The organism is Thermoplasma volcanium GSS1 (assembly GCF_000011185.1).
GTDB lineage: Archaea > Thermoplasmatota > Thermoplasmata > Thermoplasmatales > Thermoplasmataceae > Thermoplasma > Thermoplasma volcanium.
In genome coordinates this window covers 410,484-424,051 of record NC_002689.2, presented here as the reverse complement: position 1 = coordinate 424,051, position 13,568 = coordinate 410,484, and the positions used below count along the sequence as shown (strand labels likewise).

General features: G+C 39.8%; 11 protein-coding genes, 1 tRNA gene and 1 pseudogene. 5 read left to right on the top strand and 8 right to left on the bottom strand.

The genetic code is table 11. The features are described from left to right. Positions 1-11: 11 nt before the first annotated feature. Together TVG_RS02265 and TVG_RS02260 are read left to right on the top strand one after the other, a co-directional pair. Positions 12-956, top strand: a complete 945-nt coding sequence (locus TVG_RS02265) for a nucleotidyltransferase family protein (protein ID WP_010916693.1) — start codon at positions 12-14, stop codon at positions 954-956. Positions 957-1,037: 81 nt separating this feature from the next. Further along, entirely contained in the window at positions 1,038-1,391 is a 354-nt protein-coding gene (locus tag TVG_RS02260) for a DUF6015 family protein (protein WP_010916692.1), read from the top strand. A gap of 25 nt (positions 1,392-1,416) precedes the next feature. On the opposite strand, the gene TVG_RS02255 is transcribed toward TVG_RS02260, so the two are convergent. The 5 genes from TVG_RS02255 to TVG_RS02235 are packed head-to-tail and all read right to left on the bottom strand — an operon-like array spanning position 1,417 to position 6,680. Beyond that, positions 1,417-1,782, bottom strand: coding sequence for a hypothetical protein (locus tag TVG_RS02255; RefSeq protein WP_010916691.1), 366 nt, complete (start codon positions 1,780-1,782; stop codon positions 1,417-1,419). Between the two features lie 5 nt (positions 1,783-1,787). Next, positions 1,788-2,612, bottom strand: coding sequence for an isoaspartyl peptidase/L-asparaginase (locus tag TVG_RS02250; protein ID WP_010916690.1), 825 nt, complete (start codon positions 2,610-2,612; stop codon positions 1,788-1,790). Positions 2,613-2,635: 23 nt separating this feature from the next. Next, entirely contained in the window at positions 2,636-3,772 is a 1,137-nt protein-coding gene (locus TVG_RS02245; protein WP_010916689.1) for a glycoside hydrolase family 57 protein, read from the bottom strand. Further along, the gene (locus TVG_RS02240) at positions 3,769-4,878 is read right to left on the bottom strand and encodes a glycosyltransferase family 4 protein (RefSeq protein ID WP_010916688.1); all 1,110 of its coding nucleotides are present in this window, start codon (positions 4,876-4,878) and stop codon (positions 3,769-3,771) included. The genes TVG_RS02245 and TVG_RS02240 overlap by 4 nt, the downstream gene beginning before the upstream one ends. Continuing rightward, the gene (locus TVG_RS02235) at positions 4,875-6,680 is read right to left on the bottom strand and encodes an amylo-alpha-1,6-glucosidase (protein ID WP_010916687.1); all 1,806 of its coding nucleotides are present in this window, start codon (positions 6,678-6,680) and stop codon (positions 4,875-4,877) included. The genes TVG_RS02240 and TVG_RS02235 overlap by 4 nt, the downstream gene beginning before the upstream one ends. A gap of 100 nt (positions 6,681-6,780) precedes the next feature. Here TVG_RS02235 and TVG_RS02230 point away from each other — a divergent pair, with 100 nt between their 5' ends. After that, entirely contained in the window at positions 6,781-8,691 is a 1,911-nt protein-coding gene (locus TVG_RS02230; protein WP_010916686.1) for a glycoside hydrolase family 15 protein, read from the top strand. Between the two features lie 47 nt (positions 8,692-8,738). Further along, a tRNA-Val gene (locus TVG_RS02225) sits at positions 8,739-8,810 on the top strand. Between the two features lie 131 nt (positions 8,811-8,941). Here TVG_RS02225 and TVG_RS08935 read toward each other — a convergent pair. Further along, positions 8,942-9,232 (bottom strand): annotated as a pseudogene (locus TVG_RS08935) (TdeIII family type II restriction endonuclease); the annotation flags it as partial. Positions 9,233-9,648: 416 nt separating this feature from the next. Continuing rightward, positions 9,649-9,954, bottom strand: coding sequence for a hypothetical protein (locus TVG_RS02220; RefSeq protein WP_010916685.1), 306 nt, complete (start codon positions 9,952-9,954; stop codon positions 9,649-9,651). A 1,326-nt stretch (positions 9,955-11,280) separates the two neighbouring features. On the opposite strand from TVG_RS02220, the gene TVG_RS02215 reads away from it, so the two are divergent. Next, complete coding sequence (locus TVG_RS02215; RefSeq protein ID WP_010916684.1) at positions 11,281-12,390, top strand: mevalonate 3,5-bisphosphate decarboxylase; 1,110 nt, start codon at positions 11,281-11,283, stop codon at positions 12,388-12,390. Positions 12,391-12,442: 52 nt separating this feature from the next. On the opposite strand, the gene TVG_RS02210 is transcribed toward TVG_RS02215, so the two are convergent. After that, positions 12,443-13,483: a hypothetical protein gene (locus tag TVG_RS02210; RefSeq protein WP_156769048.1), complete on the bottom strand. Its 1,041-nt coding sequence runs from the start codon at positions 13,481-13,483 to the stop codon at positions 12,443-12,445. Positions 13,484-13,568 lie beyond the last annotated feature (85 nt).

Here is a 13,568-nt window from a genome sequence, read left to right as displayed (position 1 = left end):
AATAACCGATCATGATAGGCGCCATTCTTGCAGGTGGATACGGGAAAAGGCTAAAGCCGATCACTGATTCTATCCCAAAGGCATTAGTAGAGATAAAGGACAACTACACTATAATGGATCGCCAGCTATTCGATTTTAGAAATATAGGCGTAAAGGAAGTTTACATACTTTCCGGTTATCTAGGAAATAAGATAGAGGAAAGGTATGGCGACCTATACAACGATATGAACATGTATTATTTGAGGGAGGAAAAACCTCTCGGTACACTTTATTCGCTACGTAATTTGCTGGACAAAAGATCGGATGATGACATCATCTTAAGAAATGGGGATACGATAACAGACATCAACTTCTTGAGCTTTATAAAAAAGGCACAGTCGCAGCAGGCATTTATAACAATCCATATCACAAAGATGAAGAGCCCGTTTGGCATAGTTGAGACCTTCGGAGACCAAGTTTCTGAATTTAGAGAAAAACCGGAACTCGATCACTACATAAATGCAGGATTATACTATATTAAACAGGATGCTTTTCCCTACTTTTACGAGGAATACATGTACAGAGACCTCGAAACTACCGTTTTTCCAAAACTGACAAAGCTTGGGCTTGTAGCTTCCTATCATGAGGATGCCCTCTGGATGGGGATAGACAGCGAAAAAGACTTAGAAAAGATAAGAGAAGAATACAAGAACAGGGACGATTATCCTTGGGGCTATAGGAAAGTAGCCTACGATGATGAAGATGCTAAGATCGAAGAATACTTTATAAAGACAGGTGAAAAGGCTATGATGGATCTTGATAAAGGAGCAATAATCAAGGTAATTGATGGCCAGGGTATCATCGATGATGGTGAAAAAACTGGAATTAGGGAAGGAAATATAAGGCATGCGTCTGGTAGTATATATGTCACAGCCATTGAGAACTGCAGGTTCGAGGTAATTAGAAGTAAAAAATAATTATCATATATATCAGCTCATAATAGGCATGCTTATACATAGCAAAATTTAATAGCGATGGTTTAATGATGTTCCGGTTATATGGGGATAGTAACTAGAGAAATGCTTCTGCAGGCCCTTAATAATATTTATGGAAAAAAAGGTATGTCCCGCCCAGACGTGGAGGATCTGTCAGACTTCGTGCTATCCTTCTTTGGATATGACGACTACGTATTGGACAACGTACTTTCAACTGCAGAAAGGGATGTTTTCTATAACCTTGAAGAGTACGGAATTCTTGAAACATATAGAGAGGAAGTATCAGTTATGCATGGAAAAATTTGGAGAGTGAACCAGTGGAGATACAGAAAGGATAAAATATTGGAACTTGCCTCCGAAAAGGACACAGTCAAGAAAGAAGTAAATATCTACGATGAAATATTCAAGGAAATTTAAAATTTTATCTCTTTATTGATAAATTTCAGAATCGTTTTCTTGCGAGGAAAAGGGCTGCTATTATAGTTAGTGGAAGAATAAACAGGCCAACTGAAGGGGCATCATAAACGACGTGTTTTAAGGGATGCTTCGAAGGATCAAACTTGTCCACATGTATCTCGTACCTGTCTATGTATTCAACTGCGTGCACACTCCTGGGATCTCCAGGGAACGTGCATCTCCAATCCGCGATCTGGCCCTTTGGTTCCCCAATAGATCTACGAAATACTGCACTTCTTTCTATGGCGGGCACATTCCCATAAACTGGATCCTTTTTATAGACTGTTTTACTCCCTTCGTAGAGGACTTTAAGTGCTATACCGTGCCAGAACTCTCCTTCCTCATATCCCATGATTTTCAAAACTCCTTTATTCCTACTGCCATCGGCCTGTTAGCATAATACGCATAGTCTTTCTCATCCACAGCTATTATACCTACTGATACGCTGAACTTATCTACTTCTTCTTTGACAATGTCGTAAAGCCTTTTTTCACCAATTCTGTTGTATATGCGGAACGATAAAATATTCTTTGCTATCTCCTCGCCTATGCCTGTCGCAACAACGGCGCCTTTTTCACCAACGTATATTCCAGCACCAGGTATTGGAGAATCACCAACTCTTCCCCGAACCATTGGAAATGAACCTCCTGTTGAAACCGCCCCAGCGAACTCACCTTCCACACGGGCAACAGCCCCAACTGTATCGTGGGGCTTCACGTACTTAAAGTATATCTTGAATTTATCTGGTATTTCGTTTTTCTCGGCTTCTTCCTCAAACTGCTGGAGGAGCTTCTTCGCTTTCTCTGTAGTAGGATCATAATCTGGATATCCCATCAGCCTGGCAAACTTTACAGCTCCATCGCCAGATATCATAATGTGCGGAGACTTTGCCATGACATCTCTAGCTACAAGTACAGGGTTCTTAACGCGTTCTATGTTTATAACTGATCCGAAGTGGCCGGGTATCATTACAGCGGCATCCATCTGAATGCTCCCATCTAACCTTGGGACAGATCCAGTGCCTGCGTTGAAGTCTGGGTCATCTTCCATCTTGACAACTGCTTTTACAGCGTTGTCCAGCGCACTAATCTCTTCAGAAGCAAAGGACGCATAGGAGTTAAGGCGGCCACTGTACGATGGATCCGATCCAGCTCCTCCATGGATGAGAAGGACGTTCCTCATAATAGTGCATTACATTCATTTTATTAAATTTCATTTTTGCCGTAGCTGCTGCCACAGATCTTATCAAGCGCGTAGTTCGTGTATATAAAAGCAAGGTAGGGTGATTTATATGGATTAAAGTACTCGTGCACAGTAAAGTCCTGTTCCAGCCCTATGGACATATAATATATTATGTCGGATGTCTGGAGGTATCCCCAAAGTCGCCCGGCTTTTTCCCTGCATTTCTTTATGCGATCGAACGTATCTATCTGCATTTCGTTCTCAAGCCATGCAGATAGGTCGCGTCTCGTATCTGCCCAGGATATTGTTTCCGGTATGCTGAGAACGTCCTTTACCCTATGCCTCTTCTCCGCCTCTGATATTGTTATAGTTTCTATTCCATAGTCTCGAAAATACACAGGCAAATACTTCATGAAATCGAAAATGCCTGTTTCCTGCGTTTGGTGCTCGCCAAACGTTTCATAGTCCATAAACAGGTTCACCATATCCCCTTCTGATTCGTTTATCCACTTCGCATATTTATCTGCCGTAAGCGGGTAATCCTTCCATTTTGTATTTGAAAACCTAAACGAGATATTATCACTCATTACGTAGTTCCTAAGATATAGGTTTAATCCCGATGGTGATGCATATCTGTAATTTGGGCTATGATCTTTCACTATGCTATCCGTACCCTCTGTAATTATACTAGTGAAGCCCATTCTCTTTACCATTTCAGCAATCCTATCGTCGTAGATCAACTCTGTGTTTCTGAACACTTTAGGTACTACATTGAAAATTCGTTTCATAAGGTCCCTATGCATGTCTACTTGCCGCTTGAACTCATCGTAGTTCCATATGGAAGCAAGCGAGTGGTAGTAAGTTTCGGACAACATTTCGCATAAGCCACTTTTCACATAGTCGTCTATAGCATCTATGACTTTCGTATTATACATCAATGCCTGCTCAACAGCAGTGCCAGTAATTGAAAAGGAGGACTTTATCCCATATTCCATAAGGTTCCGTGTCGCCGGAATGTAAGACCGTTCAGCTACTCTTCTGAATATTTCTTCGTTCTTTTCGTCCCAGAAAACGTTTTGTTCACTCTTCACATCATAAAGATTAGTTGGCCTAAGGCGGAACGGCTGGTGTATCTCGAAATAAAACATTACATCCTTCATAAAGAATCATATACCTCCATAGTTTTGGCAGCTGCTTTATCCCAGGTGAATCCCAAAGCCTCTGCCTTTCCGTACCTGGACATGGTCTCCAATATTCCGCGGTGATTTAGTATAGAGACTACGTACGTTGCCATACGATCGGTATCCCAAAAATCAGCAGAAAGCACGTGATGGAGAGCTTCTCCAACACCCGTCGTTCTACTAAGTATTACCGGCGTTCCTGAGACCATAGCTTCCAATACGGTCATTCCAAATGGTTCTGACACAGCAGGTATGATAAATGCAGAGCTCCTCTTATAGTACCATATAGCTTTCCTGAAGTGGACGAATCCTGGAAATTCGATATGATCAAAGAAGTCGTTATCCATAGCGTATGACTTCATCTCCCCCAGGAGTTCTCCAGTTCCTGCAATTGTAAAGCGTATCGTCCTATCGAACTCCAGAACTTTTTTCGCTGTCTCCATGAAGAACTTTGGCCCTTTCTGGTTAGTTACTCTGCCAAAGTACAATACGTTTCTCTCCTTCTTTACATCTGGGAAAGAGAGATAATGGGTCGCATCTACTCCATTATAAACGGTCACGATCTTTTCAGGATCGATATTGTATTTTTCAACCACTATACTCTTTGTAAGATTCGAAACCGTTATTATCCTATCCGCTTCTTTCCCGCCTTCCCTTTCGATCTTCATTATTTTTTCTTGCGGATTAAAATACGCTGATCGATCGAACTCTGTGCTGTGGTAAGTCACTATTAGAGGTATCCCGTATTTTTCCTTTATAGCAATACCAGCCGGGAACGTTATCCAGTCATGACAGTGGACAAGTTTTACGCCATTTGGGTCGAAAGCGTCTACAACCTTTTCGTTGTAATCCATTACGGCTTCGTAAAAGTCTGTTATTCTAGAGTAGGCGGATCTATCTATCCCCTTTTCGATCTTTACCTTCCTTACGTTAAACGGATACTTCGGAAATGAATAGCAAAGATCCGGGACATATAGATCGACATTTCTATAATAGCCGATGATAGAAAACATATTGACGGTATGTATACCTAGACCGCCAGAAAATGCCGGTGGAAGTTCCCAACCTATAACAGCAATCTTCAACTTAAACCACTGCTCTTCTCGAGTATGTCTTCGTAGTAAGACCGTATTACTTCACCGTGGCTCCAGGCCTGCATTATGCAGCCCCTTGGAACACCTGGATTGATACCGTCATATATTTCAGGAATTCTCGCAGAATCGAAGAGCGGCTTAAAAATATTGAGAAGTTTAATTCTATCATAACCGACCTTTATTGCAGCTTTTATGAATATACCAGCAAGATAGGGCCATACTGTTCCGTTGTGATAAGCATTATCCCGTGAGAAGCGATCGCCTGCGTACTTTCCTATAAAACTAGGATTAGATGGATCTAAGGAGCGCAGGCCATATGGCGTGACCAGTTTATCAATGGCATAATCGATCCATATTTTATCCTTCAAGAGCGGGTATGGGAGGAAGTAAGCAAAGAGGAAGTTCGGCCTAAAAGAATAGTCGTCCGGAAACGCAATGTCCAGTATGTGCGTTCCCCTTACAAATGCTTTTTTGAATTCATCCTCAAAGCCATCTAGTATTTCTATTGCTTCTTTTTTTGGTTCCTTTCCAAGTAAAGCCGAGAAATCGGTATAAGCTTTCAATGTGTTATACCATAGGGCATTTATTTCAATTGGCAAACCGCTCCTAGGCGTCACAGCTTTGCCGTCGATAACAGCGTCCATCCAGGTCATCGGACTGCCAGTGACTCTTACGAATTTTCCCTCTATATGAAAGTTTTCATTTCCCTTCAAGTACGCATATATTATGTTTTGAACCTTATTATACATTTCCCTAAGGAAAGCCTTGTTTTTTGTATACTCATAAAATTTCTGAATGGCGTAAACAAACCAAAGCGATGAATCTGCTGAATAAAGTACGTTTCCGCCTTCCGCACTATTCAATATGAGTCCATCTACGGATTGCTCAGAATAGTGCCTCAACACATTTGCAGCTTTATCGTACATACCTGGAATGAGGAGCAGGCCGGGCAAAGATATGAAGGCGTCTCTGCCCCACGGACCAAACCAGTGGAAACCTGCTATTATGTTGTCCTTAAGTACGAACTTTGAAGATTCATACCTCAATATGGGTAACGGCACATCAATTTTTGAGCTTTTTTCATAATCAGCCGCTATATCATCAAAATTTCTATTGACATGCGCTCCAGAAAAAACCTCTATATCTACTGTATCTTCTGGCTCATCTATAACTATTCTCCCTGGATTATAAAGATCTTCCAAACTGTTCGTCCCACGTTCTTCCTCTCGCGGGTACCTGAAGTTGTAGTACCAGTAGCCCGGTCCATAGAATTTACCAACTTTATTCATAGAAAAGCTATATTTGCCGTCTGAAAATACGTAAAAGTTACTTATATGTACATCAAAGTTCTTTTCTTTCGAATTAAGAGTTCGATGGAAGCTCCGTAAAGCAATAAGCGGAGTAAGGACAAGTGATTTGGGCCTTTCGCCCTGGAACTCGTAACGTATTATCACCAGATCACTGACCTTATCCATAACTATGCTTTTCTTTAACCTTCGATCACCAGGAAATTTAAAGGAAACAGAAGGATATGGAAAATCCCTATATTCATATATATATTTAAATCCATCGGGGTAGACTCCACCTTCGTAAAAGTTTGTGTCGATACTTATGTATTCGCCATCGTATCCTATTTCTTCGCTTATCTTCGAAAGTAAAACGTACCTATCGTAGTATTCATTTGTGTTTACAACGAGAAGGCCGTGGTAAGTACGCGTATTGGCGAAGGCAAACGTAGAAGAAGAGTACGAACCCCTTTCATTTGACATTAGCCACTCATAGTATAGATCCACAGCTATAGTTAATCAAGTTGGGATATTAATTTTGCCACATAAGACAGATACGATCCTATATATCCAAAAAATCTATAAGCTTAGTCGTCAATACTCCGCTATGGTTAGGTATATCCCGCTCGGCAATGGGCGGATGATCGTCGCATTTGATGAGGATTATAGGATTGTTGATTTCTACTTTTCAAAGTACGCATCTGAAAATCATTCTTCTGGTCATCCGTTTTATTTCGGTGTTTCCGTAAACAACAATTTTAAGTGGATAGATCGGAACTGCATAAAGTACATGGATTACTATGACCACACAATGGTTGGAATAATAAATTATAATGTAGATGACATTAACTTTGAAAACCATGACCTTGTTGATATCTACAAGAACATTTACGTGAGGCAGATAACAGCCGAAAATAAGGGAAATGAAGAGAAGAATGTGAAATTATTTTTCCACCAAAACTTTTACATTTATGGTAATGACATAGGGGATACGGCCACATACTATCCAGAATTCAATGGAGTACTCCATTATAAGGGGGGAAGGTACTTTCTGGCTTCAACAGTAGATGAATCAGGAAATACTATAGACCAGTATGCGACAGGTATAAAAGACTATGGCGAGCTTAAAGGCACATGGAAGGATGCCGAGGATAACGAACTGTCCATGAATCCAGTAGCAATAGGTTCAGTAGATTCCGTTATAAGGCATTCCTTTACATTGAAGCCTGGGTCAAAGTTCACAGTCTATTACTTCATAATATCCGGTAGGAATATATATGATATTGAGGAAGAATACAAACTTATAGACCTCAGGTACATAAGGAAATTGGTAAAGAGAACCACCAATTATTGGGAGCTGTGGTCCTCTAAGGTTACGCCCAACCTGGATGCTGATTCCACAGCTCTTTTCAGAAGATCACTCTTCGTAACTAGGAGTCATGCAAACGATCTTGGTGCCATCGCTGCTTCCTGTGACAGTGACATACTGAAGATGAGCCATGACGGCTATTATTATGTTTGGCCTAGAGATGCTTCAATAGCGGCATATGCTTTAAGCATATCGGGACACAGCGAGACTGCAAGGAGATTCTTCGCCTTGATGGAAAGCTCAATGTCAGAGGAGGGTTATCTCTACCATAAGTACAACGTAGATGGTAAGATAGCCAGCAGCTGGCTGCCCCATGTTATCAACGGAAAGCACATCTACCCAATTCAGGAAGATGAAACTGCACTCGTAGTGTGGGTACTCTGGGAATACTTCCATAAGTACAACGACATAGGCTTCACTGCACCATACTACGAGAAGCTTATAACGAAAGCAGCTGACTTCATGACAAGGTTTGTCGATTCAGACGGGCTTCCGCAGCCATCCTTTGACCTATGGGAGGAGCGATACGGTGTTCACGCATATACCGTAGCGACGGTATACGCAGCGCTGAAGGCTGCCTCAAACTTTGCAAATGTATTCGGAGATGGGGATCTGTCAGAAAAATATTTAAGCGCTGCGGAAAGGATGTATGAAGCCTTCGAGGAGAAGTTCTATTCCGAAGAGTACGGGTACTATGCAAGGGCGATCCTAGATGGAAAACCGGATTTCACTGTAGATTCTGCACTCACATCGCTCGTGATTTTTGGAATGAAAGATCCTAGAGACCCAAAGATAGTATCGACAATGGAAAAAATATCGGATACGCTATGGGTAAACGGTGTTGGAGGCATAGCGAGGTACCAGAATGACAGGTACATGAGAGTGAAAGATGACACGAACATACCAGGAAACCCGTGGATAATAACTACTTTATGGATGGCAAGGTACTACTTGAGGTACGGGGACTTTGAAAGGGCATGGGATCTTATAATGTGGGTTAAATCGCACCGCCAGAAGTCTGGTATATTTTCAGAACAGATAAACCCGTACAACGGGCAACCTCTCTCTGTTTCTCCGCTCGTTTGGAGCCATGCAGAGTTCATAATATCCTTATTAGAGTATAATGAATACGTTAGAAACCACTCTTAACGCATTAAGTTTAAATTTAGTGTCCATATACGGGTATCGCAATTTGTGGGCTCGTAGTCTAGTGGTATGATGTCGCCCTGACACGGCGGAGGTCACCGGTTCGAATCCGGTCGGGCCCATTTATAGCTATAAGCAGATCCTATTTTGCAAAGATAGGTAGGTATCCGATTATTTAATTAAGTGGATATCAACTTCTTATTCAAACATTGTGCCTTAATCGAAGTCTCAATAACTGTTGGTATGGGTTTGTTTAGAATTTATTAAAACCATCTAAGTAATTATCTATTTCTGGTCTCAGTTCGATTCCCACTCTCTCGAAGCAATCCAATAATTCTAAGTATGTTCCTATTCTTCCAAGAAAATCCCAGAACTCACTTGCGACTTTTAATTAGTTGTCTATGTTCAACATACCCCTCATTATCCATCGATTATAGGGTTGTGGTTCATATGGATTATAAGAAATCGCAATTAGAGTACTAATTTATATAGTTGGATTCGAGGCCAGTGAAACGGCGACTCACTTCAATAATGTTCTTTTAAACCTGTAAGTTTAGACGGCTTTCCTCCAGCAAATCTTGGAACAAGTCCCTCATAACTAGAATCATTCCATCTCTGAAGCTATTAATATCTAACCCTCTTGGTTACACCAACATTCTTTGCAGCGTCATTCACACTGATCCCTGTATAAAGGAGCTTTATGAGTATTAGCCTGGGAATAATTCTTGCCCTGTTTTTTCCTCTTTGATTCACTTGTTTATATCAGTTTCACTCACGAGTTTCTTCACAACGAGTGTTCTTTTCCTTCCAAGGGACTGGAATAGAATATATAGATAAATAATGTCAATGACTACAATGGACGCAACTCCTCTTTCTTCATCATTACATATGAAGTCTCAGCTAACATCAAGGTTTATTGAAAAGGTAAAGTTGGATAAGATCGTCAAAAGGAAAAAATGGTTAAAAGTAGACAAAAGTAACTACTCCCGCAACTACAGCTGGCCAAAATACCCATCCCCACCATGGCATTAAACCAAATAAAGCGTCTACTATGATATCCGTTATTCCAGCAGCTTCTAAACCAGCATTAACTCCTTGAGCTATGTGTCCCGCGATTGATGTTGCCAGCAGGTAAATGCCTAAATATGATAACAAGCCTGCCAGTGTTCCATGTTCAAGACCTAATTCAATGGACAGTAAAAGGCTGTCGTGGTTAACAATAGTAAAGTAATTGTGGGATTGCAGGCACCTGACCTTGAGACGCAAAGTAAGAAGTTGCCTCCATTCCGGGTATCAAGAGTGGAAACGCCAATGGAGTTTGTGTCACCACCATTAGCACCACAACTGCACGCGCTATAGCGATACCTGCCTTTTTATAATCTCTACGCTTAGCCCTTTTTTCTATACCAGATTCGTTAATCTTAAGCGCTAATTGGTCTACGTCAATTTAAGATTATATCTCTAATCATATATTATATACAAATTTTCTTGGCAAAACTATGTTGGCAAAGGACTATTAGGTCACATACATTGATTTCTTCTTATTGTAAGGGTTCTGCAATTAATTTTGTGTGTACTCAAATAGGGTGTACACATCTATGACATGAGAACTGCCTATTCTATGGGTTGCTCTAATAGTCGTATATATAGTAGGCCTAACGCTTTATTGCCGCCATAGTGGCAAAACGACTTTACACCCAATTTCGAGTTTGGACCTAAAACATGCTAAAAATAGGCTTAATTGCAAAGCCCCAGCGACGAAAAAAATATATAGCAGGATAGAGTGTTGCCTTATAATGAATAAAATGAACCCGAAAAGAAAAAAATCATTATAGAAATTTTACCAGGTGGTATTGCTTCACTACCGATTTCATTATATTTGGCATCTGCTGAGATAAAATACCATCCGTACTGGCATAGTTTTCTTGTGTCGTATTTGGGATTTTGGTTTTTAATATTTGCTGGTATATGGTACTACTACATTATTTCTCTGAAGCGCGCCATCAGAAACTTTAAAAAGGAAAAATGAAAAGAAAAATGGTTACCGGCAAACTTAACGAAAAGTTTGAGTTGGCACCATATTATGCCAGATATTTGTTATACTTGCTCCTTTCAATTAACAATAATACCACAATCCACGCAAGTATACAGAAGCGGTTAACACTGATTTAGCTTCCAGATTTTCATACCATCTTCTGACTTTTTATATTCGAATATAATATTTCTTTATATTTCATATAATTTTTCAATGATTTTTGATTTATATTTAATACTGTTCTAGTCAATCTTTTTTGATCTTAAACAAAACATATCTTGATAATTTAGACTTTGGCAAATATCCGTTGACGTTTGACTTTATGCCATATTTTCTGTATCTTTTGACTGCTTCACTTTATAAGACTTTAATAGTTCCCTTCTAACATGTACGAACGCTTTTTCGCTATTATAAATATATAGTTTCTACTTACAGTATTTCGTGATTTTTTTCATCGTTTTAATTGAGGTATCAATCCATTAAAAAATCAACAAAAAAATTGACAATATCTAATTTAAAAAAAATAAACTATAATATAAAGCCTTGAATTGAACATTATGGAAATAAGCAAGTTCCAATCATTAGGGGATAAAATAAGAACGATGCTTGAAGATCACGGTTATCTTTCAGAAAATAACGATTATGAGCCTAACCCAATTGACGGAAACATTTCTATTTCATATGCATATCCAATAAAGGCCTTTGAAAAATTCCTTGGATACTATGATGTAGAAAACAGAGTTGCATATAATCCATCTATTTCAATGAGAACTGATTTTTCATATTGTATCGCTGCCTGTAGATATAATAAAAATGGAAACGAAGATACCGTCATACTAGATGGCGTCACAGACGAAAAATATCTAAGGAAAGCTAAGTTTGCCTTAGATTATTTCAGGAAGGAATTTAGGATAAAGGGCTCATTCGATTTCTACATAAGGAGATACAGAAGGTATACTAAAGCAAAAGGACTCAGCGAGTCATCCGCAGTTGCTGCAGCCGTATCTAGGGCACTCATAAAAAACGTATTCGGAGAAGGCCCAGCGTTGGACGATGTCTTCGTTTCGAAATATGCAAGACTTGTATCCGGATCGGGTACAAGGGCTGCACACAGCGGTATATCCATATGGCTTTCGTATCCTGGTATTAACCTTCGCGAATGCGCTGCATTTAGAGTAGCAGATGATCCCCATGATGTATATTACGGCATATTCCCAAAATATACAGATATCGCCACAGATAGCGCACATAGCGTCGCCGTTAAATCCATTTTTTATGCTTCATGGCTAGAAGACAAATACGCAAATATCAAGAGGCTCATCGAGCACAACTTTGACATCGACGAACTACTCATATCGGGGGAAAATGACATGCTAAAGCTAAACGCAATTCTTTTCTCAGGTGGCTTAATTATACAGACTGGGGAAAGTCTGAGGATACTACGTGCTATACAAGACTTTAAAAAGAATGGGGATCTGTTTTTCACGGCTGACACAGGCCCTTCAATAATGGTTCTATCGAGAGACAAGTCCTTAATCGAGGAATTAAGGCAAAGCGTTGAGGATCCATACATAGAAGGAACTTACAACTTTAATAGGCATACTAGAGACTTGAACAACTTCACTAAGGAGGCAAACGAATATTTCCTTGAAAATAAAATAGAATAAATTTTGATCGATAATTAGTGATTTAGAACTTAAACTCTACATTTTTTTGTTCTCATTTACTATTTCGTGGGTCTGATGGGAGAATATCAGACATAGGTACAATCTCCATTAACCTATTCCTGTGATAATATCGGATTGGATTTTTCCAGTGCTTGCCTAAAGCCTTAAGAAAGTCTGCTTGGTCACTCTTCCTGATCATAAAGTAGTTGTCTACGTTGCCTATACCATCACTGTATCCCCAATAGTCAACCGGGCCCATAAAAACCTTGATAACATCGTCGAAGAAATCTTTGAACCAACCTGTATTAAGAGTGAACTGAACTATCTGTGATTTTTCACTTTTCCTATATACCTTATACTGACCATCGAATTTCAGTTCGTTACCGAACACTTCAGCTATCAGTTGAAATGCATCTCTGTCGAACTTTTTTATCCTGAAGGCCATTAGGTTTCTAAATATGCCACCGACCTGCCTATCGAACTCTTCTAGTTTCATGAACCACCTTGTATGCAGAATTAAGACGCTGCTTGGATCTATGCCTTTCAATTCAATAGCCTTGAATAAGGAAGGTTTGTCCCCTGGTTTTTTCATCTCCATCTTGATTATTTCAGCTGGCAACGGTGCTTTATTCACGTAATCCAGTATCATGCGGCTAACTTCATCGCTTGCTTCTTCAGGGTATTCGAACACCATTATGAGTTCGTTGTTTCCTATACTTATTACAGGGTAGAGAACTAGGCCATCTATGCCTGCAAGCCTATCTATAGATTTATCAGATATATCAGTTATACTTCTTATTATATGCTTTGCATCGTTGCTTACCACAGTTCCAAGACCCATCTTAGTGTAGACGTTGTTTATATAATCCACTATAGATATAACTTCCTCTGTAGGAAGCACCTTGAAGGCGTTCATCAATATATTCCAATGCCCAGACTCTTTGACGAACATTGCGCCAATATGATAATATTTCTGTATACCGTAAAACTCATCTGAAATACTCTTCCAATACTTTTCAGGTATGGGATTAGGCACTTTTACTCTTACAGCAACTAGATAATCGAGAGAAGGCGGCATTAATATGCTATTCATTTGTGTTTCAATCGCAGTAGCCTATATTTTAATTTTCTTGAACAAAGAGCGCATGAAAACGAAATTTAAATTTGGGACGTGGATT